The organism is Pedobacter africanus (assembly GCF_040548825.1).
Classification (GTDB): domain Bacteria; phylum Bacteroidota; class Bacteroidia; order Sphingobacteriales; family Sphingobacteriaceae; genus Pedobacter; species Pedobacter africanus_A.
The window spans coordinates 385,107-406,488 of record NZ_JBEPSL010000003.1 but is presented as its reverse complement, the minus strand read 5'-3'; the positions used below and the strand labels follow the sequence as shown (position 1 = coordinate 406,488).

Below are 21,382 nucleotides of genomic sequence, written 5' to 3'. Positions count from 1 at the left end.
GGCTTTGGTTGATATATGGTTAGTTCTGGAATGATTTAAATTTGTAATAGTCGCTTAAAAAACGAAGAGCAAAGCTGGTCCCGATATCGCGGTTAACCAGCCATACCTTGCCTTTGGACCGCGTTCGGGTTTCTATCACCTGGCCCCTCAGGTTTTTATCAGGATGGTCTTCAGCAAAACGGTTGTGCACCAGCCAGTAGGCCGATTTTTCTATATTGCCGTCAAATTCCTTATAGCCGTATTTAGAAAGTTCCATCCATACGATGCCCGACAAGGCCACTTCAGATCCGGTTACCGAACCCTTATCCGGCGCTTTACCATCGGTATAGTTATCGTAATACATGGTACCATCCTTTTGCTGGGCTTTGGCATGTGTACGTGCCGTTTTGGCTGCAGCTTCCAGGTACTTTTTATCTTTCGTAAGCTTATAGGCTTCTATCAGCGACTCGGCATACCAGAGGTTAAAACGGGGATGAAAAGAATGGACATCTTTAAAGTTTGGCATAAAATCAGACCAGATCCCGTTTTCGTCCTGCAGTTTCAGCAGGCTGTTGCATAAATTGATAAAGGCATCCTTAAAGGCAGCATTGCCCGAAAACTCATAGGCATCTTTAAACAGGGAGCCTTCAGTATTGGGGCGCGAAACGTCAAACAAGGTCTGCTCCCCTACTTTTTTATCTTTCCAGAAGGGACTGTACTCTTTTTGTACTTCACCGGTTTTAAGGTCTACATTGTCATAACATACACCCTTTTCTGCATTGTACATATTTTTCAGCATCCATGCAGCAGCTTCAGTAGCTGTTTTTGCATATTTTTTGTCTTTGGTCACCCTGCTCAGTTCATAAATACCTGGCGTACCATCCGATATGGTAGCAAAAACGATGACATCATCTCCAATAAAATCGCCATGTGTAGCACCCAGAATACCTTTCAGTTTGGGGTGGTCCTTGATCTGCAGTCCTGTCCAGTAATCACCCGCCCTTTTTGCAGCGGCCAGCCAGTTTTGGTTGCCCCTGATCTTGTAGCCTGCCAGCAGGGCATTGATGGCCTGTCCGGTATGCCAGGGCACTTCGTAAGGGTACCATTTGCCTTCAGTCAGGTTGTAATCGCAGCGCGATTTTCCATGTTCATCCAGGATAACGTTGACAATACAATTGGCTGTCTGGTCAATTGCCTGTACAATTTCTTCCTTTTTAACCTGGGAAAAGACAGGTGGAGAGACGCTAACAAGGGCGACCAGGATTAAACCGGCCAGGATCTTAATCTGCTTCATGACTGTTCTGGTTAGCATTGATGGTATATTTGTGTTTATGGTTGGTTACAGGTTCTGTGGTGCCTAACCTGAAAGTAAATGCTGCACCGGCAGCATCGCCTTTTACTTTCAGCAGTATATAATTGGTACCTGCCTTTAAAGACAGGTTGTAGGTTGTTTCTTTTGGTAGGGCCTGGTGCTGCTCAGTTTCCCTTTCGGATGCGGTAACCTTTTTGTCGTTGCAGAAAAGTTCTACAGCACTGTTGTTCCCTATAAGGGCTGGCATTTGCCGGGCTTCTTCAGTAGTGATGGTACAGAAAGCATAAACATAAGTTTCTGCACCCGGTTTTTTGAATTTGTTGACGATGCCGCCATTATCGGTATTGTACTTCATCCAGCGGAACTGCTGGCCCTGGTACTGTGCAAAATCACCTGGCTTAGGCGGATGGTTGGCCTGAGGATCTTCAGAATAGCTGAACACAGGAAATTTGTCGCTTTTAAAAGGCCCGGTAAGCAGCCAGAAATTGAAATAAAAATGATCACTTTCAACTACGTTTAACCCTAAGTCTGCAGCTCTTGGCAGCGGAGTGTTTGTAGACAGGCTTTTCAGCTTTTCTTCCAGTGCGCTTAAAGCAGCTATACGTGTACGATAGGGTTTCAGGGCATAATCCAGCGTATAGGGTTGGTTTTCCTGGTTCCATTTATTTCTGAAATCTTCCTCCATCAGCAGGTACCGGTTTTTAAGGGATTGAAGCTTATTGAGCTGCTGGTTTAAGGATGAAATCTTTTTGCCTTCCTGCTGTGCATACCAGTTTGCCAGTGCAGCTATTTGTGTTCTTGTTTCAAAAAGCAGTTTATAACGAGCTACGATGTATTTCAGCGTGGCAAGGTCCGACAGGTTCCTTACCGGTTTTGTCGATTGCAGCAACTGTTCAGCTTCACTAGCCAGCCGCAGCCCTTCCGGCACGTCTTTATTGTTCAGTATCAGGGTTTCTCCGTTTTGCGGTAAAATATGCTGCCACCAGATTTCGTGGGTCATGTTATAAGTCAGGGGCAGGTCCCTCAGTTCCATCAGTTTGCCAATTGCTTTTACATAGGCACCATTATCGGTGCCATAGGCAGTTTGTTCGTAGCGTTGGTCAAAGCCTTCATCAAAAACTGCCTTTACATTCCAGCTTTTCTCTGCAGCCATGTAAACACCGTACCAGTCTTCCGAAAACAGCTGGTCGCCCCCTTCGTCCCATATCGTGGTATAAGCGCCAAGGGTTCCTTTTTTATACCCTTCATTGATAAAGCCATTGATATTGGCTTTGGCAATCGCCAGATCGGGGAAGAGCCTGTTCGTGTTTAAGATACCCGGACAAACCATAAAACTCAGGTTACGTTTTACAAAAGGGTCTATCCATTTGCCATAGGATTGCGGATCGCCATACTCCCAGGTCATGTAAACAATGTCTTTGGGCAGCATGTCCAGTATTTCCTCGTGCTGCAGGGCAATATCGCCCCACATCATTAGTTTCTTGCCATTCTTTTTCACTACGTCGTAGAGGAATTTCAGGTGGTCGGCATAAAATCTGGCTACCCCTACGCTATCGGTATATTTTTTGGATTTACCCTTGCCGAGGTCGAAGGTCTCATCGCAGTTTACATTGAAATATGGCGAACTGAATGCGCCGCACATCTCAGTGATCACGCTTTCCAGGAAATGCCTTGCTTTGGGATCTAAAGGCGAGATCATGGTAGAGGTTTCGCCCATCGACTGGTATTGCGGCAGGGAAAGAATGTTGTTGAAATGCCCGAACGACTGAAAGCTACCGATCAGCTGCATGTGGTACTTTGCCGCATAGGCATCCAGTTCTTTTACATCGGCAATGGTCAGCTTGCCATCCGCAGGTGCAAAATCAGGGTAAGCCCCGGTCTGGATCACATGCTCAATGTAAAAGGACAGGCCATTTACCTTTAGTGAAGCCATCCTTTCAATCTGCTGTTTAATATAAGCTACTTTTGAAATGGGACCGCGACTGATGTCATCAAACACCACCCTGTACGGCAGTGAAGGCCAGTCGGTAATCACCAGCTCTTTGTTCCAGCCGGCATCTGTTAACTGCCTTAAAGTCTGCAGTCCATAAAACAGGCCGGTTTCGGTATTGGCTACCAGGAACCGTTCTTTAGTGTTCAATACGAGTACATAGCCTTCTTTTCCGATCTTCGTTTTCCAGTCGGACTGCCCCAAATATGTTTTTATCCGGGCATCAACGGTTTTGTTCTTTCCCGCCAGACTTAGCTGTACAACCGCCCCCTTTGTGGATTGGGAGCTGTACCTGGTTACCTCTGCCAGGCGCCTCAGCATGGCCTGATCTATGCCTGCAGCTTTAAGAAAACCATTGTTGTCCAGCCTTACTAAAGCTGTTCCCTGCTGCACCTGCTGAGGGTAAGGCATCACCGGCACATCTGCTGCAAACAAACCAATGCTCAACAGCGAAAGCAGAAATGATATGTAAATTGCCTTCCTCATTTTTTTGTGTTTTGATTACTGGCCGATTTGATCTTCGGATGGTTGTTATTGCTTACGGCCACCTCGGCAACTGTACCTTCTTGCCAGATGAAATGTTTTGCCGGAGTGGAAACTGAATTCCCTGTAACAAAACCATTTGCGGCATTTTTCAGGTAAAGCGGTGCATTGGTATTTGTTACACTTTGCAGCTGCAGATCCCTAAGCTCAAAATGGCTGACATTTTCAAGTGCAATGGCCGGACGCTCATCAGCCCCTGTAAAGGAGCAGCTGATGTTGTTTAACCTGATGCCCTTTACGTGTTTCACAAATAAGCCATAAGCAGGCAGCGTTCCAAACATGGTGGCTTCCGGGTAATGGTCGGCCAGTGTTTCCAACTGCCTGAACATCGCGTCGGCTTTTGCCCCGCCCGAACCGGACAAGGAAATATTGCTTAGGGAAACATTTTCTATAATGGCATTTTCCAGTCCTATAACAGAGCTTCCCGTCACATCCGCCCCCGTTGCTGTAACATTGGAGATGTGGATGTTTCGCGCGATACCCACACCCGGTTCCGGCGCTCCATCGGTATGTTTCCTCGCCCGGTTACCCAGACGGATAAACAGTGGCACCTGTGGTCCTGCTATCACCACATTACTGATGCTAATGTTTTCCATAATGCCCCCATCTACCATTTCCAGGGAAATGCCGCTGGTACCGGCTGGCTTACCATAAATGGTTGTATGCTGTGCCGAAGGTTTGATCACGATATTACTTACAGTTACGTTCCTGAAACCACCGGTTGATTCTGTGCCGAATTTAAGGCCGTTGCAATGGCTGCTGAATACACAATTGCTGATCACAATATTCTCTGAAATGAGCTTAGAGGTACTTTTTAAAGTCAGCCCGTCATCATCAGAATCGCCGGTTACATTAGTGATCCGTACATTTTTACAGCCATCGATATCAATCATGTCGTTGTTTTTATTGGAGTGGTTCCATATAGAGATACCATCGATCACCACATCTTCACAGCCCAGGTAATGCTGCATCCAAAAGGCGGAATTCCGCAGGTGTACCTGTTTCACATTCACGTTTTTGCAGCCCACAAACCATATCAGGTAAGGCCTGTTCCTATAGCGATCTGGCTTTTTAATGGTATTGATCTCAAAACTGGCGCCCTGTCCGTCTATAGTCCCTTTACCTTCAATGCCTATATGCTCTGCTTTATTCGCATAAATGAGCGCTTGTTTCGCCCAGTTTTCTCCATAAAAAGGAATTCCTGCCTGCTGATAAGGATAGTTTGAAGCTCCCTTAACACCGGTAATGGTGCAGCCTGCCGAAAGGTAAAGGCTTACATTGCTTTTCAATACCACTGTTGCGGTCATGAAATTACCTGCCGGAAAAAATACCCTGCCCCCACCCGATGCCGCACATGCATCGATACCTTTCTGGATGGCCAGGGTATTCACGGTGATGCCATCACCTTTGGCACCATAGCTGGTCACATCAACGTCTGCAGCATGTGTAAGGCCTGCCATACCTGTCAGTACAAGAATTAGGAGATTTCGCATATTTAAATTGGTTTAAGCATGATATACTTGTTTTTTGGTCCTGGAGATTTGGTAATAAACATTAAAAAGATAGCAGGGTACGAGCAGCAGGTAGGCCAACTGGTTGTTGGAGATGTGTGCAAGCCAGCTGTACACCAATGGCAGAATGGCACCACCGGCAATACCCATGATCAATATGGCCGAACCCCGGTTGAGCAATGCGCCGCTCAATCCGCGCAGGGCAAGCGGCCAGATGGCCGGCCAGAGCATGGCATTGGCAAAACCCAGCAAGGCAATAAATGCGATAGAAGCCTGTCCCGGAACAAATACAGCCAGCAGGGTAAGTACAATTCCCAGCAGGGAAGAATATAAAAATGCCTTTTCCTGGGTAATGAGTTTTGGAATAAACAAGGCGCCCAAAACATAACCGGTAAGCATAGCCGCCAGGGTATAGGAAGTCAGACTTTTGGCCACATCAAGCCTTACACCATGATAAATACCGTAGTTACTGATGGTATCACCGGCAATAACTTCTACAGCAACCGTTACAAATATTGCCGTAAAGCCCAGCATAAAAGCAGCGTTATGGTTTTTACCGGCATTGGCCAGTGTCGTTTGCTCATTTACGGCAAGTTCTTCTGCTGAAGGGGTAATTTCTGGCAGGTGGGCATATTTGATACCGAATGCAATGATGCACAAAACGACGGTCAGCACCATATAAGGCATGATCACGTCGCGGGCCAGTTCATCAAGGCGCGCTGATCTGGCCACAACATCCAGCCTTTCGAGTTCGGCCAGCAGGCCATCTGAATTTTTAAGAATAATGGCACCCAGGATCATCGGGGCAAGAATGCCTGCAAATTTATTGCAGATGCCCATGATGCTGATGCGCTGCGCTGCCCTTGCCGGGTCGCCCAGTTTGGTAATGTATGGGTTTACTGCAGTTTGCAATAATGTTGTTCCGGCCCCTACCACAAACAGACCGAGCAGGAAAAGCGGGTAATAACGCAGCATGGCCGCCGGGACAAACAACAGGCAGCCTGCGGCCATAATGAGCAGCCCCACCTGCATACCTTTGATGATACCAGTAAGCTGGAGTATCTTACTGGAGGGCAGGGCCATAAAAGTATAGGAAATGTAAAAGGCAAAAGTAACCAGGTAGGCCTGCCACTCCTGCAGTTCGCAGGCTATGCGCAGGTAAGGGATCAGCGTTCCGTTTACCCAGGTCACAAAACCGAAAATGAAAAAGAAAAAACCAATGGTCATGACCTGTTTGATGTAAGTACCGTTTGACGCCGGTTTGGCTATGTTTACAGCTGCCTCCATATTTATATTTTTAGTTTTTCTATTGCGTTTTTCACGTTGCCATATTTCAGCAGACTGGCTTTGGCCTGCTCGTAATCTGTAATGCCGGTTTTCTCCATCAGCATTTTCACACCCCTGTCTACCAGTTTTTCATTGCTGATCTGCATGTTTACCATTCGGTTGTCTAAGATTTTACCGAGCCGAATCATTACACCTGTAGAGATCATATTTAAAATCAGCTTTTGTGCGGTACCGCTCTTCATACGGGTACTACCCGTTACAAATTCCGGCCCTACCACTGCCTCGAGTGGGAAATCGGCATACTCCGCAATTGGAGAACCTGCATTGCATACAATACAGCCTGTAAGAATCTTTCGTTGCTGCGCTGTTTTTAAAGCACCAAGTACATAAGGTGTGGTACCGCTTGCCGCAATACCGATCAGGATGTCTTTAGTATTAATTTTATATTTTTCCAGATCCAGCCAGCCTTGTTCCTCGCTGTCTTCCGCATCTTCTATCCCAAAACGCAAAGCTTCATCGCCTCCGGCCATAATACCGATCACCACATCATCCGCCACACCATAGGTAGGTGGGCATTCGCTGGCATCCAGTACCCCCAGTCTACCGCTGGTTCCGGCACCGATATAAAATAACCTGCCTCCCTGTTCCATACGCACCGCAGCAGCATCAACCAACGCAGCAATAGCAGACACCAGACGGCGCACGACTGTTGCCACTGTGGCATCTTCATCGTTGATATGGTTCAGCAATTCTTCGGTCGGCATCTTTTCCAGGTGCCGATAGACTGAAGGCATTTCGGTTGTTTTGATAAAACTCATTTTATATTTAGGCTATTGTTAATTTCTCATTCTTATTTAAAGTTTCACCTTTTCCATTTTGGGTGCCAACAGGTGTATAACCAGCCAGGCTACCAGGAAAGAGCAACCGCAGACCAGAAAAATGATGTTATACCCGGCCACTATATTTCCTGTCCCTTTATAGAAGTCGAGGATAAAGCCAATAAACATCGGAAACAAAACGCCCCCTATTGCACCGGCCATTCCTCCTAAACCTACTACTGAACTTACTGCCTTTTTTGGGAACATATCGGAAACGATGGTGAAGATATTCGCACTCCAGGCCTGGTTTGCAGCAACTGATAAGCTGATAAGCGCAATCACAAACCACATGTCGGTGGTATAACGTGTGGCCATTACAGGCACTACACAAACGGCGGCAACCATTAAAGCAGCTTTCCGGGCCTTATAAACCGGCCAGCCTTTTTTGATAAGCCAGGAAGAAAGGTAACCACCGCCTATACTACCGATCATGGTACCGGTATACACGATAACCAGCGGCAAGCTTGGTTTTTTAAGGTCCAGGTGAAAATAGGTAGCAAAATAGGAAGGCAGCCAGAACAGGAAAAAATACCAGATGGGATCAGTAAAAAACTTCCCTGCTATAAATGCCCAGGTTTGCTTAAGCCCAAGCAGCTTTTTCCAGGTCACGGTGCTGGTGTCATTGTCCTCTCCCACTTCATCTTCGTCACTGTTGATGTAATTGAGTTCTGCGGGGCTCAGTTTCTTTTGTTTGACAGGGATTTCATAAAAGGACACCCAGGCGGCCAGCCATACAAAACCCAGGGCACCGGTAACAATGAAGGCCATCTGCCATCCATATACGGCCAGGATCCAGGGTACCAGGATGGGTGCCACACAGGCACCAATGTTGGAGCCCGAATCAAAAATACCTACCGCCAGGGCACGCTCCTTTTTAGGGAACCATTCGGCCACAGTTTTTACACCTGCAGGGTAATTGCCCGATTCACCAATCCCCAATAAGGCCCGCATGGCCCCAAAACCAAAGGTTGTCCTTACTGCCGCATGCAGCATGGCTGCAATACTCCACACGGTAACCGATATGGTATAACCCAGCTTTGTACCTATTTTGTCGATCACCTTTCCATACAGCAGCTGGCCCAGGGCATAACAAGCTGTAAAGGCCATTACAATATGGCTGTAATCGGTTTCTGTCCAGTTGAATGTTTTTTCCAGTCCGGGTTTTAAAAGCCCAAGGATCTGCCTGTCCAGGTAATTGATAGTTGTAGCGGCAAAAAGCATAAAGCAAATGAACCACCTGTAGTTTCCGGTTTTTGTTGCGCTGATCATCATTGGTTTGGCTGGTATCGTTTTTTTAAAAGGTTCATGATATATAGGTTATTCTCCAATTGCTGGCTGGCCGGCTGGTTAGGCAACATATAAGGCACAGGGCCAAATTCTGGAGTAATGGTCAGTACTTTATTTTGATGTCTTTCAACCACTTTGTCCCAGCAATTCAAATGAAAAGCCAGGGCCTCGGTATACTCCGGAAGCGAAGGGTCTGCTACCTGCGGTGCTTGTGCATGGCCCACACGGGCATGGATATGTGTAGTACGCGCTATAGCCAGATCAATAGCCTCCTGCTGGTCCTCCAGCAGACTTTCAGATACGACACACCAATGCGAAACATCGAGGGTGAGCTGCAATGCGGGAAACTTTTCCAGATAAGACCGGGTTGCATGTGCAGCATAGGCAAAACGCCCACGGTGGGTTTCATGTACGATCTTAATACCTGTATCCTGGGTAACAACATTTGCAACATTCAGCAAACTGCCGTTTTGTTCGTAACTAAAAAAGTCCCTTCCGGTATGTGAATTGATAAATAGAGGTTTTAAGGCAGCCAGCTCACGCAGTCTTTTTTCATATGCTTCGCAGTGCAGGGAAATATCTGAGGTTACTGTTTCCCAATGCTGGGCAATAAATTTCAACCCGTATTTATCCAGCCCTTCCATAAACTCATTCCTTTCTATTTCAATCGGCAGGTCGGTTTCTACTCCCTGATAACCATGCGAAACAATCCTGCTGAAAAATTCATCCCATCCACCCTTTTTCTGACCCCATGTTGTGCAAAAGTAAAGTATCCTCATAAGCATCGCTTTAATGATTTATCAAATAATAATGAGCGGGTCCGTCATTACAAAAATAATAAACTGGTATATACTGGTACATAAAAATAAACAATAGCCATCAGAGTTCCAAACCTAAAACGGTTTTTAACATTTCAGACTTATTTTTTAAAATCGTCGTTCTTTAATTTCCTGTCACCTGCATTGTTCTTACCATGATCAAACCCCCGTTCACGTTCGTATCTGATCATTTCGGCAGGCCTGAAGTTTAAAATAAAAGCTCTTCTGTTTGTTGAGGTTGAATTTCCCCTGCTGTAATGTAAGGTACGTCCCTGATGAAAAGTACAGGACCCGGGTTTAAGCTCTACAAAAGTACCCTCACGTTCTGTCGCATCACAGGTCAATGCGCCACCCTCTTTACCGGCAAAACGATGAGGTCTCACCTCTTTTAAGTTGGAACCAGGCACAAACCACATACAGCCATTGTTTACAGTAGCCTCATCAAGGGCCAGCCAGCAGCTTGCAGCCCGCTTATCGGGGACATTTAACCAGTAAGCCTCGTCCTGATGCCAGGGAGTGATGGTATTGGAATAGGGAGCCTTGTTGATCAACATATCAAAATCCATCTCTGCATCTTCACCAATCAATTCACGACTAATGGCCAGTGCCCGCTGGTGATAGGGCATGCGGATCAGTTCGTTGACAAAATCACTTGGCCACATAATCTGGGTAATGTTCTCTTTAGCGCGGTTTTTCCCCAGGCCATCTCCCAGATCGGAGCGATTGGCTCCTACATCAATTTTCTCCGACAGAAAATCATTATAAATCGCTTTATACTGTTCAACTTCTTCGGGTGTGATGATATCTTCAACAGTCAGATACCCATTGGCATTAAAAAAAGCTATCTGCTCAGCAGACAGATATGATCTTTTCATAGGCATACATTTGGTTTTATTATCCAGCGTCCGGGGTTACCCCTTATTTGATTTACTGAATTATTTTATCAAATTTAACCTTTGAGCTGCTGCATAACTTTCAATTTAGTATGAACATACAATTTTATACATGTCGGATTTTGATACCCGCTCCACCACAGAAAGGAGCATTATAAATTTCAGCAAGTTTAACCTTGAGGGCAGGGTGAGACTGGGAAGATATTCCTATAAACATGTTCATGGCGAACTGGAAACACATGCCCATGATGGCATGATGGAAATTTGTTATTGCGACAAAGGCATGCAGGTATACGAAGTCAATGGCAAAGAATACCAGCTAAAGGGCGGTGATGTTTTCATCACATTTCCAAATGAACCGCATGGAACCGCCAGGCATCCGGAGGAAAAAGGAACTTTGTACTGGTTAATTGTTCAGATTCCAGAAAAGGAAAGGTTCTTTCACTACGACAAAGAAGAATCTGCCGTATTTATAAAGGAACTTATGGGTATAAAAGAACGGCATTTTAAGGGGGCGGAAGGCATGAAGAAAATATTGGATCAGCTTTTTGCCCTGCACGATGAGCCGGTACAACAACCCATACATAAGTTGCAAACCTTAAATCTGATCAGCAGTTTTTTATTAATGGTAATTGAATATTCACAAAAGAAAGTAATCAGGGAACAATCTGACAGGATTGAAGAAATCAAAAACTATATACACAATAACATTTATCAGAACCTGCCTATAGAAATCCTGGCCAAAGAGCTGTGTATGTCTGATTCGCATTTTAAAAGCTGGTTCAAAAAAGAACTCGGTATGCCCCCCGTAGATTACATCCTTCGAACAAAAGTTGATGAAGGAAAAAAATTATTGAGGCTGCCCGGCGGGGAATCTGTAACCACTATCGCATTTAAGCTCAACTTCTCTTCTTCGCAGTACTTTGCTACAGTATTTAAAAAATATACCGGTTTAAGTCCGGCTGAATTCAGACAAAATGGTATAAGAACTTAAATACTATAATTTAAAAGATTTATGGTCTATTTTTGCAAAAAATAAACAAAAGAAGATGGGTATCACTGACGTTGCAATCATAAAAATCGACAATACCCTGGCGTTGCCACTGTATAAACAGATTGTAGCTTCCGTTTATGAGGCAATAGCGGATGGCACGTTAAAGAACGGCGATATCCTGCCTTCTGTGAATTCGATTGCAGCTATGCACTCCCTCGCCAGGGGCTCTATATTTAAGGCCTACAATGAATTAAAAACAGCTGGAATTATTGATTCAACACCCGGAAAGGGGTATTTTGTAACCAGCACAAATGTTCAATTGAAAAAGAACATTTTCCTGCTGCTGAGCACTTTTAATCCTTACCGGGAAGTATTATACAATGCTTTCATTGAGCAGATCAGGAACCAGGCCACGGTAGACCTCTATTTTCATCACCACAACATCAATGTTTTTGAAACGTTGGTCAGGAACCACGCGGCCTATTACAATACTTTTGTGATCATGCCCGAGATCAACAAAAAAACTGGTGGAATATTAAAACAACTGGATCCTAAAAAACTCTATATACTCGATTCCGGATTAAATGAATTTGGCAGTGTTTACCCATGCGTATGTCAGAATTATGAAAAAGATATCTCCGGGATATTAAAAGCACATTTTGAGCGGTTGAAAAAGTACAAACGTATCGTTTTATTGTTTCCGGATAACATCAAAACTGAAGGTGTAGTAAATGGCTTTAAGGCGATATTTAAAAAGACTGATTTTCCGGCAGAAGTGATTAGAAATACCCTGGAATATGAACCCTTGCAATTTGACTGCTGTATCACTATGGATGATAATGACCTGGTTAAATTGATGCGTGCGGCGAGAAAAAACAAATGGAAACTTGGAACTGATATCGGCATTCTTTCTTATAACGAGACGCCACTTAAAAGTATCATTGCAGATGGCATTACGACCATCACTACCGATTTTGAGCAGATGGGAAAATCAATGGCAGATATGGTAATTAAGAACAAACCCAGGTGTATTGAAAACCCTTTCCTGATGATAGACAGAAAATCTTTTTAAGGGAGACTTTACCTTGCCTCATACATGTCGATTAGCTTGGCCTGCAGGTTCATCATTTCCCTTTCTATACTTTTAATTTTTTCTTTTAGCCTGTTGTTCTCCTGGAGCATCAGTTCATCGCCATTATGACCGGGCAGTAGTGAACTGGCTTCAACACCCAAAACCATCGCTACCTGCATTAATCTTGTGATATTGATGTCGGTAATTTCGCATTCTATTTTGCTGTATGCAGGAACAGAAATCTCCAGCATACCTGCCATTTCTTTTTGTGCCCATTTTTTCTGGCGCCTTAGCATTTTAATCTTTTTACCAGTACTCTCGTTCATTTCCTTGGTTTTATTATCCTTAGAGTTAGTTTAGTTTGCCTCGAAGATAATTATGTTAAACCAAGATAAGCCTGTTCACTTTATTCATTCGATTCAGCGCTTGTAGCCCTATAAAAAAATCAAAATTTCATGCAAAGAATACTTAACTTGGCAAAAAAATTAAATCTTAATACGCTTATTCTCCTTTAATAATGACAAAAAAACTGTGGATACTTGTCGTTTTTATCTGTACAATGCAACAGGTAAACGCACAAAAAAAACAGGATATCACTTTTTACAAAAAGGGCAAAAAAATTTCCAGTAAGGACAGTGCTGATTTTATCAGGATCGTTCAAGAGCCAGACAGCGGCAACCAGTACCTGGATTTTTTTGAATTTTATTCCGATGGCAAGAAAAGGGCCCAGGCCAAAATCTCCTGGGCAAAATATCCAGGAATTAGTTTTGAAGGACAATACATTTCCTATTATCGGAACGGAAACAAGGAACGTACAGTTTTCTACGAAAAAAGCCGTTTAAATGGTCCGGCTTTTTACTTTTTTGAAAACGGGACATTACGGCAAACGCTTGAGTATGTCCCTTCTAAATCCAATTACAATTCAGATAAACTAATTAAATACCAGGCAGACTCCCTTGGCCAGGTTATGGTAAAAGACGGTAACGGACATATTGTAGAACGCAGCAAAGAATTTGGGGGTTCAGTGATGGAAGGAGATTATAAGGATGGCTTAAAACATGGCTATTGGACCATGAAAACGGATTCCGGCAACTGCTGGTACAAGGAACTATACGAAAAAGGTAAATTCATTTCTGGCGAAAGTGAAAAAGACGGAGTTAAGCACAGCTACACAGAAATGGAAAGCATGCCCGCACCTAAGGGTGGAATGCAGCGCTTATATGCTTACCTCAAGTGGGCCATAAGATATCCTAAAGATGCAATGAAGAATGATATCCAGGGGAAAGTATATCTCAGTTTCACGGTTGATAAAGATGGTACAACAGCTGATGTGAAGGTAGAACGCAGCTTATATCCATCGCTTGATAGTGAAGCCATGAGGGTAATTGAGCAGGCTCCCAGGTGGGTTCCGGGGCGTCAGCACGGTTTTCCGATAAAGGTCAGATACAATATACCAATTTCATTTTCACTTAACGGGCAGCGGAATCCGTTCCAGAACTAAGGCTTCACTTCAAAAAATATTGATTTCTGATTCCGGATAACCTCTACTTTATAGACCCCGTTGCGTGGAGCAGGTATCTTCGCCAGCTCATCTATATCTTTCACTGTTTTTGAGTTTACAGAAACGATAACATCGTCTTTTAAAATACCGCTTTTGACAATAGGGCTGCCGTGGGGCACATCCAATACCAATACGCCAGCTTCTCCGGCCAAACCATACGCCGACATTTCGCCTTGTCCAAGAATATTTCTTACACTGCTTCCGAGCCAGCCGGAAATCGCTGAGCTACGACCAGGTGTTTTAGACAAAGGTATCGACCTTGGAAATACGGGGGTTCGGGCCAGTTTTTTTAAAGCAGGACTCACTACGCCGAAACCCGTCATAGGAAAGTTTTTAAAACCAGTCTTTAATGCAGGTGAATTTTCCCTAACTCTGTAATCGCCTATTTCGGGGTCCACAAATAGTGCATTACCGCTTAAAGAATGCTGATCCTGGCCGGTTTGCTGTTGCAATTCATGGGCAGCCACAGTTTTTTGCCCCGGCTGATGATGAAAATTTGAATCTATCTGTTTACCCCAAACCTTCGGCATACCAATTGGCTTATAGGGAGTAAAAACTATGTTTCGCTTAAAAATATCATTGCTGTTCTGGTACCATACATGGGGGTGAAAGGAGTTATTTACCATGATGTTATTTTCTACTACCCTGTTATAACCTTCCCTGTTCTTTAACCCGCCGTTTAAGCAGATATTGTTTTGAATGAGGTAATTTGTTGAGCCGTCGTCAAGGTCAATATCCCAGCCATGGTCGCATCTCCAACGGTTATTCCGGATGATAACGGTTTTAACTGCTTCCAGAAATGGAAGTTCCGGTCTTTCTTTAACCCAGCTGTCTACTTCTTTGCGGTTTGGCCGCCAGAAGCGATCCCTGCCCCATGAATTGAACGAACCATGATCACCCGTCTCCATTACCGTATTAAAAACATCATTCCATTCTATCAAATGCCCGCCCCATGCACCGCTTCCTATGTTAATTCCTGCCCTGGGCACGTCATAAATAGAGCAGTGCCTGACGGTGATCTGCTGCGCCATTTCTATCTGAACCCCTGCCGTTTGTTTTTCTACCCGGCCCGATTCATGGATCAGGCAGTCTTCTACTAGGCAGTTTGCAGGGTAATTTGCAGTTTTTGGTCCCGCTTCTTTATCCATAGCACTCAGTTCCTGTACCTGGTTGTATTCAAACAGCGGGTTGCGCACGGCCTTGGGATCACCTACAAAAGCAACCCCGCTTGATCCCGCCTTATCAATATGGCAACCGGTAATTTTTATACGCCGGTTGTAGTTGTTTACAAATATTGCATTGCCTCCAGCCTGGTCTAAAATGCAATTTGTGATCCCGCAATCTTCAGCCCCGTTTATCAAAAACATGCCCCCCCTATAAATGGTCCAATCGCTCCGCAGCAGCGGTTCTTTATTTTCCATGAAACTCCGGGCCGAATGTAAAAAGGTTATTCCCTTAAATTGCAAAAATTTAACCGGGTGTTGTTCATTGCCGTTCAGCTCTACCAAATGCTTTAAACGTACAGTTTCAATCAGGGCTGTCTTCAATTCCAATCCTTTTTCCGGATAAAAATACAGTTCATTTTTTTGCCGGTCCAGATACCATTCACAGGGAGCATCCAACTCTTCAAATATATTTTCAACATATCTTCGTTCGGGATCCATCCCCATCTGCCTGTTGTTTTGCCAGCCCCCGGTATAAACTACATTTCCCGAACTGTCCTTTCCTGTAATCAGGTAGTGATAATCTCCCCACATCGCTTTATGCATGGCATGGATATATCCCCCTACCGGGTCATTCCAGCCAGCAGCCCGTTCTTTACTGAATGCATCGGCAGCAAAGCCGTTATAATACTGTGCCTTAAGGTCAAAATCAGGATACCTGGCCATGTGCTGCCTTTTTCCGTTGACAAAAAGCTGATCTGACTGCAAACCTGCAGGAACTTTGGCTTTAAAGATCCCCTGCTTATAAGCCGTCCATTGAAGCCGCAGGCGCGCTCCGCCACTAATTACAGGAACTTCGTTTTTATAGGCACTGAATGTTACCGGTTTACCCAAAGTTCCCGAATGCTGAGCGGTAAATACCAATGTTTGCGGCAGATAATAAGTGCCGCCGCGTAAATAAAAGGTGATGGCCTCTTCCCCCCCGATCCTTACAATTTCCTTTTTAGCCCTTTCAATTGTAGCAAAGGGCAGTTTAAATGTACCCGGATTTTTATCGTTACCCGAAGGGGAAATGTAAAAATCAGCAGCTTTAGCCTGAAAGACAAACCCTGTAAACAATATAGCGCATACGAGTAGTTTTATGTTCATATCTGGTAAATGAACTGGAAAATTACCACCTTATTGCTAAGCTTTCTTTCGTAATTTTGGCCTAACATTCAGTGTTTTTGGCAGATCATATACCGATTTGGGGACACGAACCTGGTACTGCCTATGTTAAACAGCTTCCTAAAACTTGATCAGCAGCTTTTCAGAAATGAGCTTATCGTTGCTGTAATATTCAAAAAACCACTCCCCGTTCTTTTTCAGTACAATTCCATTCGACTGGCCATTGTCAGCAATAAAATAATCCTGCGCTGAGGTTTTAAAAAGGGTAAGTACCTTTTTAGGTGTCGTGTCTATCAGTTGAAATCCATTGGCAGTAGCCTGCGCGTACAATGTTCCGGAGGCCTGTGTAACTTCGGCTGCTACCACAGGCTGGTTAACAGGGGCTGATACAGGCACAGCAGGCGCCTTTGCAGGTACATCAACTGCTCGTGTTTCCACAAGGGCAGTTCCCGTTCTCTCCACGGTAAAAGCATACGGCAGTTCATTCAGGGAAGCAAAGGCATTTCTCAAAGCTTCATTATAGGAAGCATTGAACTCCTTCTCCCGGCTTTTACCTTCTTTGCCTTTAAATACCACATTTCCCTGGCAATCCTTCAGGACTAAGGTAAGTGTGGTGGTAAACATCCCTTTTTTTTCTATCAGATCGGCATTCATTGCCCTGCATTTGTTATTGGCTATGTCAGCAGGTAAATCCTTATTGTCAAAATAAACGGTAAAACCTTTTTCTTCCAGCAATGCTTTGGTCAGATTGTTCAAGCCATACTGGTCTATCTGCTTAAAAAAGCTGAACTGCTCAGGCACCAATACATATTTGTAATTGTTGATGGTATTCTGTGCATACCCCGACAATGCTGTACATACAAGAAGTAATAGAAGATATCTTTTCATAATGTCATAAAATTCTGCGTTTATAAAGATAAAGGATTTGAATTTGAAACGAGGCATCAATTTCTGTAATTTAGTTCAAAAATGTAAACTCCCCAAAACACGATAGAACAACGAATGAAAGTAGAATTAAACAGAATAAATGATGCCGTTCATTTTGAAGCATCAAGCCCATCGTCGACAGTAAAGGTTAACATCGACGGTTCGCCCGAAATCGGAGGTCTTGGTCTGGGTGTACGACCAATGGAAATGGTGTTGATGGCCCTTGGCTCCTGCAGCTCACTGGACCTGATCAGTATCCTGAAAAAGCAGAAACAGGTGATCAGGGATTTTTCAGTTTCAGTTGAAGGGCAGCGAAGAGAACAGATCCCAACAATCTTTACTAAAATTCACATGACCTTTACCCTTACCGGAGAGATCAACGAAGATAAGGCAGCACGTGCAGCAGAACTGGCAGTAAGAAAATATTGCTCCGTGCATGACATGCTGGTTGCCGGAGGCGTTGAGATCACTTATTCAGTTGACCTTAAACCTTAACAAAATAAAAGGTGTCCTTGGCAAAAGCCTCAGACACCCTATTAACTTATTTGTATAAGTTTGGTTAGGTTTTCAAAAATTTAGTTGTTTGAAACCAGGTAGGTTTTATTGACTTCTGTCACTGGCTTCTGCTGGTTCATTGCTTTTTTAGTATAATTTTTAGCAAGTCCGGCTGTGATGTTTCCCGCAACTGTCAAAACAGTCTGAGCAGGATTGTTGATCTCATTATAATAAACATTCACATCGTCAAGTGTAAGTTTAGCCAGGCTGTTTTTATTCACAGTAGCCGGGAAATATTTATCCTGTGCAGTTAAATGGGCCAATACTGTGTTTTTTGCTTTGGCAAATGCATCCTGGTTAAATGCAGGTGCACTGATATAAGCATACAAAGTTTGCAGTGCGTTTTCAAACTGATCGTGTTGGGTCGCCAGGTTAATGCCTTTGTCGCTAAAGCTAAGACCGGCATCCATTGCAGTAAGTTCCTGGTTCAACATTGTTGTCAATACTTCTTTTACTACTGCTTTCTCTGCCAGGTATTTGTCGGTCGCTTCAAAGCTCAGGTTGGCAAAAACTTTAGGTGTTGCTTCATTTTCGGCCACGATAATGGTCATCCCGTTTTTTAACTTATAACTTACCGGATCTTTCATTACTGAAGATTGAGCATAGCTAAAAGAAGCACCGGTTAAGAGTGCGAATACAGTTACGATTGTTTTTAATTTGTTGTTCATAGGGTTTGTTCTAATTTTACTTTTGTTAATTGTTGGGTCAAAAGTAGAATCAGCAGGCGGCCCCCGAAATGAACAATAGGCAGAAAGGCAGTTCTACCCGGTGAAAGGGAAGTTCTGCCCGACGGCGATTTGCCTGAATTTAATTCACAAAAAGCTATTTATGCTGCTCTGCATATCTTTTAAAGTTATTCATTATGGCCTGCCATCCGCCCTGCTGCATTTCAATGGAATTGGTCTCTTCTGCCTCAAAAGTTTCAGTCACCTCTGTTGTATCTCCATTTCCCGAAAAAGTAATCTCTACTTTCCTACCGTCGCCAAGCGTATAGGCAATCAGCTTATGGGTTTCCACCTCATCGTAAATACCACCGAAATCAAAGCCAAAACTACCGTCCTTAGCTTCCATACGTGAGGAGAATGCTCCGCCAACACGCAGGTCATTTTCTGCTTTTGGGGTATGCCAGTCATCAGAGGCACTACACCATTTTACTATGTGCGCAGGTGCGTTCCAGAATTCCCATACTTTTTCAACTGGTGCATTCACTGTAGCTGCTACGGTGATTTTAGTTTTATTTGCTGTTTCCATATTTCTTTGTTTTTGTTTATGATGTAAAGATAGGTCGCATTTTTACAACTGGTGATGGGGAAAAACGACATTTACCGGGTACATTGCGACAAAGAACTTTTAATCCTCGAATTTGTTTAATCTTGACAATTAACAAAATATATAATTATGGATACATTAAAAGAACAAATCATAAAGCAGTTAACAGAATTTTACAGCGGCGACCCATGGGTAACTGAAAACTTTGAAGATAAAGTGGCCACCCTGAATACCGAAAAGGCCTTAAGAAGGGTCCCCGCCTTTAACCATAACATTGCAGAAATTGTGGCACATATGGCCGCTTGGAGAAACTTTGTCGCTAAAAAACTTCAGGGGGATATTACGTTCAACATTACTGACAATACCGAAGGCGACTGGCCCAATGCAGATTCCTGGGAAAAAACATTAAACAATTTCCGTCAATCTCAAGCAGTTCTTATCAGATCTTTAAACGATTTCTCCGACAATAAATGGAAAAATCCTGTTCCCACCAGATCATATGATTTTATATACCTGGTCAAAGGAATTGTGCAGCACGATTATTATCACTACGGACAAATTGGTTGCCTGATTGCCGCACAACAAAACACGAACCCCATTTATATTAAAGCCTCAAACTTATAATGCAAACAACCCGGAGTCACCGCACCAGGCTTTTTTATTTATTCCACCACCTCAACTTCATGAGCAATTTCCTTTATAAAAAGACCGGCAAGCTGGTCAACCGCATAGTCAACCTCTTCGGCAGTATTGTACCTGCTAAATGAAAACCTGATGGTATTGCGATCAGGACTGGTACGCAGCGCATTCAACACATGCGAGGCTTTACCGGAATTACTGTTACAGGCACTTCCACCTGAAGCACAGATGTGATGTTGATCCAGATAGTTTAAGACTGAAACGCCTGTATCTGGCAGCGTCACACTGAGCACCGTAGAAAGGCTCAGTTCCTTCAATAATGAATTCCCATTAAAACCAATACCCGGAATTTTGCTGGTCAGCTTATAGATCATACGTTCTTTCAAATCGGCAATATAAGCCTGATTAAACGCGCTGTTGCTGTAAGCCAGTTCAAGTGCCTTTGCCAACCCTACAATTCCCGCCACATTTTCAGTGCCGCTGCGCTGTCCCCCCTCCTGCGCACCGCCATTTATAAAAGGGCTTAAAGGTTCGCCTGATCTTTTGTACAAAAAGCCAATGCCTTTAGGACCATGAAATTTATGCGCAGAGCCAACCAGAAAATCAGCGCCTAATTTTTGGGTGTCGTATTTATACTGGCCCATGGTCTGTACGGTATCAGAATGAAAAATAGCATCATAATGACTACAGACTTGGGCGATCTGCGCAATATCATTTAAATTACCGATTTCATTATTGCCATGCATTATTGATACAAAAGCACGGTCGTTTGCTGCCAGCAGCTGATCCAGATGGCTAAGGGAAAGCAGCCCCTTTGCATCATGGTTAAGGTAAAGCAGCCTAACCTCCCCACGCTGCTCCAGCGCCTTTAAAGTGTTCAATACCGCATGATGTTCCAATCTTGTAGTGATGGCAAGCTTTATATTGTTGCTGCGGATTGCAGAAATGATAGCCGTATTATCGGCCTCCGTCCCACCAGAAGTGAAGATGATGTGGTCGGGGCTGGTGTTCAGCACATCGGCAATGATACTGCGCGACTGGCTGATTGCGGCCCGGGCCTCGCGGCCAAAGTGATGTGCTGAGGATGGGTTGCCAAAGTTTTCGAAAAGATAAGGTTCCATAGCCCTGAATACGGCTTTGCTTAAAGGAGTTGTTGCGGCATTGTCTAGATAAATTCTCATATCCGTTAAAGTTTAAAATGATCAAATACACTTATCCGGATAGCGCTGAGCTGAAACGATCTTATCTTCCCGTCAAACTGACGGCAGGAATTAGCACCTTGTAAAATACAGGTTGCCAAGACTTCACAGGGCCTTTCCCTCAGTCTTTCTGGATAAGTAAAATAAATTTAAGAACTGTTATTGAAAGCAAATATAGCAATAGACTACAAAAATAGTATACTTTATTTTAAAATACTACTATTTTAGTAGATTATATTTATATCTTAGCAAAAACTTTAGATTATTTGGTACATCTGAGTTTTGTTCATTTAAGCCAGACCGGATGGTCTGGCTTTGTTTAGACCTTAAAAATGCAA

Annotated in this window: 19 protein-coding genes and 1 riboswitch; of the genes, 5 read left to right on the top strand and 14 right to left on the bottom strand. The window is 43.9% G+C overall.

The window, feature by feature from the left end:
* Positions 1 to 19 precede the first annotated feature (19 nt).
* From ABIE26_RS17425 to ABIE26_RS17390, 8 genes are all read right to left on the bottom strand, one after another.
* On the bottom strand, positions 20 to 1,273 hold the full coding sequence (locus ABIE26_RS17425) for a hypothetical protein (protein ID WP_310144236.1): 1,254 nt from the start codon (positions 1,271 to 1,273) through the stop codon (positions 20 to 22).
* The gene (locus ABIE26_RS17420) at positions 1,260 to 3,767 is read right to left on the bottom strand and encodes a glycoside hydrolase family 20 zincin-like fold domain-containing protein (RefSeq protein ID WP_310144233.1); all 2,508 of its coding nucleotides are present in this window, start codon (positions 3,765 to 3,767) and stop codon (positions 1,260 to 1,262) included. Before ABIE26_RS17420 ends, ABIE26_RS17425 begins: the two co-directional genes overlap by 14 nt.
* The gene (locus ABIE26_RS17415) at positions 3,764 to 5,317 is read right to left on the bottom strand and encodes a glycoside hydrolase family 28 protein (RefSeq protein WP_310144231.1); all 1,554 of its coding nucleotides are present in this window, start codon (positions 5,315 to 5,317) and stop codon (positions 3,764 to 3,766) included. The genes ABIE26_RS17420 and ABIE26_RS17415 overlap by 4 nt, the downstream gene beginning before the upstream one ends.
* Before the next feature lie 12 nt (positions 5,318 to 5,329).
* Entirely contained in the window at positions 5,330 to 6,622 is a 1,293-nt protein-coding gene (locus tag ABIE26_RS17410) for a sugar MFS transporter (protein WP_310144228.1), read from the bottom strand.
* A 2-nt stretch (positions 6,623 to 6,624) separates the two neighbouring features.
* Positions 6,625 to 7,440, bottom strand: a complete 816-nt coding sequence (murQ, locus tag ABIE26_RS17405; protein ID WP_310144224.1) for an N-acetylmuramic acid 6-phosphate etherase — start codon at positions 7,438 to 7,440, stop codon at positions 6,625 to 6,627.
* Positions 7,441 to 7,476: 36 nt separating this feature from the next.
* On the bottom strand, positions 7,477 to 8,772 hold the full coding sequence (locus ABIE26_RS17400; RefSeq protein WP_310144221.1) for an MFS transporter: 1,296 nt from the start codon (positions 8,770 to 8,772) through the stop codon (positions 7,477 to 7,479).
* Positions 8,769 to 9,566, bottom strand: coding sequence for a sugar phosphate isomerase/epimerase family protein (locus ABIE26_RS17395; protein WP_310144218.1), 798 nt, complete (start codon positions 9,564 to 9,566; stop codon positions 8,769 to 8,771). The genes ABIE26_RS17400 and ABIE26_RS17395 overlap by 4 nt, the downstream gene beginning before the upstream one ends.
* Before the next feature lie 140 nt (positions 9,567 to 9,706).
* A complete protein-coding gene (locus ABIE26_RS17390) occupies positions 9,707 to 10,480 on the bottom strand; it encodes a phytanoyl-CoA dioxygenase family protein (RefSeq protein ID WP_310144216.1) in 774 nt (257 codons plus the stop codon).
* A gap of 130 nt (positions 10,481 to 10,610) precedes the next feature.
* On the opposite strand from ABIE26_RS17390, the gene ABIE26_RS17385 reads away from it, so the two are divergent.
* Both ABIE26_RS17385 and ABIE26_RS17380 read left to right on the top strand, forming a co-directional pair.
* Entirely contained in the window at positions 10,611 to 11,492 is an 882-nt protein-coding gene (locus tag ABIE26_RS17385; RefSeq protein WP_310144212.1) for an AraC family transcriptional regulator, read from the top strand.
* A 55-nt stretch (positions 11,493 to 11,547) separates the two neighbouring features.
* A complete protein-coding gene (locus tag ABIE26_RS17380; RefSeq protein ID WP_310144210.1) occupies positions 11,548 to 12,564 on the top strand; it encodes a GntR family transcriptional regulator in 1,017 nt (338 codons plus the stop codon).
* Positions 12,565 to 12,572: 8 nt separating this feature from the next.
* On the opposite strand, the gene ABIE26_RS17375 is transcribed toward ABIE26_RS17380, so the two are convergent.
* Positions 12,573 to 12,890, bottom strand: coding sequence for a helix-turn-helix domain-containing protein (locus ABIE26_RS17375; protein ID WP_354376182.1), 318 nt, complete (start codon positions 12,888 to 12,890; stop codon positions 12,573 to 12,575).
* A gap of 191 nt (positions 12,891 to 13,081) precedes the next feature.
* Between ABIE26_RS17375 and ABIE26_RS17370 the strand changes: the two genes are divergently transcribed.
* The gene (locus ABIE26_RS17370) at positions 13,082 to 14,065 is read left to right on the top strand and encodes a TonB family protein (RefSeq protein ID WP_354376181.1); all 984 of its coding nucleotides are present in this window, start codon (positions 13,082 to 13,084) and stop codon (positions 14,063 to 14,065) included.
* On the opposite strand, the gene ABIE26_RS17365 is transcribed toward ABIE26_RS17370, so the two are convergent.
* Positions 14,062 to 16,437, bottom strand: a complete 2,376-nt coding sequence (locus ABIE26_RS17365) for a PDZ domain-containing protein (protein WP_310144203.1) — start codon at positions 16,435 to 16,437, stop codon at positions 14,062 to 14,064. The genes ABIE26_RS17370 and ABIE26_RS17365 overlap by 4 nt on opposite strands.
* A 138-nt stretch (positions 16,438 to 16,575) precedes the next feature.
* Positions 16,576 to 17,343: a hypothetical protein gene (locus ABIE26_RS17360; RefSeq protein WP_310144200.1), complete on the bottom strand. Its 768-nt coding sequence runs from the start codon at positions 17,341 to 17,343 to the stop codon at positions 16,576 to 16,578.
* Between the two features lie 114 nt (positions 17,344 to 17,457).
* On the opposite strand from ABIE26_RS17360, the gene ABIE26_RS17355 reads away from it, so the two are divergent.
* Positions 17,458 to 17,877: an OsmC family protein gene (locus tag ABIE26_RS17355; RefSeq protein ID WP_310144198.1), complete on the top strand. Its 420-nt coding sequence runs from the start codon at positions 17,458 to 17,460 to the stop codon at positions 17,875 to 17,877.
* An 80-nt stretch (positions 17,878 to 17,957) separates the two neighbouring features.
* Here ABIE26_RS17355 and ABIE26_RS17350 read toward each other — a convergent pair whose 3' ends face one another.
* Positions 17,958 to 18,605, bottom strand: a complete 648-nt coding sequence (locus ABIE26_RS17350; RefSeq protein WP_310144195.1) for a hypothetical protein — start codon at positions 18,603 to 18,605, stop codon at positions 17,958 to 17,960.
* Between the two features lie 154 nt (positions 18,606 to 18,759).
* Positions 18,760 to 19,188 (bottom strand): SRPBCC family protein, encoded by a 429-nt coding sequence (locus ABIE26_RS17345; protein WP_310144192.1) that lies wholly within the window; start codon positions 19,186 to 19,188, stop codon positions 18,760 to 18,762.
* Between the two features lie 147 nt (positions 19,189 to 19,335).
* On the opposite strand from ABIE26_RS17345, the gene ABIE26_RS17340 reads away from it, so the two are divergent.
* On the top strand, positions 19,336 to 19,830 hold the full coding sequence (locus tag ABIE26_RS17340; RefSeq protein WP_310144189.1) for a DinB family protein: 495 nt from the start codon (positions 19,336 to 19,338) through the stop codon (positions 19,828 to 19,830).
* 38 nt (positions 19,831 to 19,868) lie between these two features.
* Here ABIE26_RS17340 and ABIE26_RS17335 read toward each other — a convergent pair whose 3' ends face one another.
* A complete protein-coding gene (locus ABIE26_RS17335; protein ID WP_310144187.1) occupies positions 19,869 to 21,026 on the bottom strand; it encodes a cysteine desulfurase family protein in 1,158 nt (385 codons plus the stop codon).
* A gap of 58 nt (positions 21,027 to 21,084) precedes the next feature.
* Positions 21,085 to 21,185, bottom strand: a riboswitch (SAM riboswitch).
* Positions 21,186 to 21,382: the final 197 nt, after the last annotated feature.

What these genes read in the sequence shown, in the direction of transcription:
- ABIE26_RS17425 (WP_310144236.1), bottom strand. Translation starts at nt 1,273, where the DNA reads ATGAAGCAGATTAAGATCCTGGCCGGTTTAATCCTGGTCGCCCTTGTT.
- ABIE26_RS17420 (WP_310144233.1), bottom strand. Translation starts at nt 3,767, where the DNA reads ATGAGGAAGGCAATTTACATATCATTTCTGCTTTCGCTGTTGAGCATT.
- ABIE26_RS17415 (WP_310144231.1), bottom strand. Translation starts at nt 5,317, where the DNA reads ATGCGAAATCTCCTAATTCTTGTACTGACAGGTATGGCAGGCCTTACA.
- ABIE26_RS17410 (WP_310144228.1), bottom strand. Translation starts at nt 6,622, where the DNA reads ATGGAGGCAGCTGTAAACATAGCCAAACCGGCGTCAAACGGTACTTAC.
- murQ (WP_310144224.1), bottom strand. Translation starts at nt 7,440, where the DNA reads ATGAGTTTTATCAAAACAACCGAAATGCCTTCAGTCTATCGGCACCTG.
- ABIE26_RS17400 (WP_310144221.1), bottom strand. Translation starts at nt 8,772, where the DNA reads ATGATGATCAGCGCAACAAAAACCGGAAACTACAGGTGGTTCATTTGC.
- ABIE26_RS17395 (WP_310144218.1), bottom strand. Translation starts at nt 9,566, where the DNA reads ATGAGGATACTTTACTTTTGCACAACATGGGGTCAGAAAAAGGGTGGA.
- ABIE26_RS17390 (WP_310144216.1), bottom strand. Translation starts at nt 10,480, where the DNA reads ATGAAAAGATCATATCTGTCTGCTGAGCAGATAGCTTTTTTTAATGCC.
- ABIE26_RS17385 (WP_310144212.1), top strand. Translation starts at nt 10,611, where the DNA reads ATGTCGGATTTTGATACCCGCTCCACCACAGAAAGGAGCATTATAAAT.
- ABIE26_RS17380 (WP_310144210.1), top strand. Translation starts at nt 11,548, where the DNA reads ATGGGTATCACTGACGTTGCAATCATAAAAATCGACAATACCCTGGCG.
- ABIE26_RS17375 (WP_354376182.1), bottom strand. Translation starts at nt 12,890, where the DNA reads ATGAACGAGAGTACTGGTAAAAAGATTAAAATGCTAAGGCGCCAGAAA.
- ABIE26_RS17370 (WP_354376181.1), top strand. Translation starts at nt 13,082, where the DNA reads ATGACAAAAAAACTGTGGATACTTGTCGTTTTTATCTGTACAATGCAA.
- ABIE26_RS17365 (WP_310144203.1), bottom strand. Translation starts at nt 16,437, where the DNA reads ATGAACATAAAACTACTCGTATGCGCTATATTGTTTACAGGGTTTGTC.
- ABIE26_RS17360 (WP_310144200.1), bottom strand. Translation starts at nt 17,343, where the DNA reads ATGAAAAGATATCTTCTATTACTTCTTGTATGTACAGCATTGTCGGGG.
- ABIE26_RS17355 (WP_310144198.1), top strand. Translation starts at nt 17,458, where the DNA reads ATGAAAGTAGAATTAAACAGAATAAATGATGCCGTTCATTTTGAAGCA.
- ABIE26_RS17350 (WP_310144195.1), bottom strand. Translation starts at nt 18,605, where the DNA reads ATGAACAACAAATTAAAAACAATCGTAACTGTATTCGCACTCTTAACC.
- ABIE26_RS17345 (WP_310144192.1), bottom strand. Translation starts at nt 19,188, where the DNA reads ATGGAAACAGCAAATAAAACTAAAATCACCGTAGCAGCTACAGTGAAT.
- ABIE26_RS17340 (WP_310144189.1), top strand. Translation starts at nt 19,336, where the DNA reads ATGGATACATTAAAAGAACAAATCATAAAGCAGTTAACAGAATTTTAC.
- ABIE26_RS17335 (WP_310144187.1), bottom strand. Translation starts at nt 21,026, where the DNA reads ATGAGAATTTATCTAGACAATGCCGCAACAACTCCTTTAAGCAAAGCC.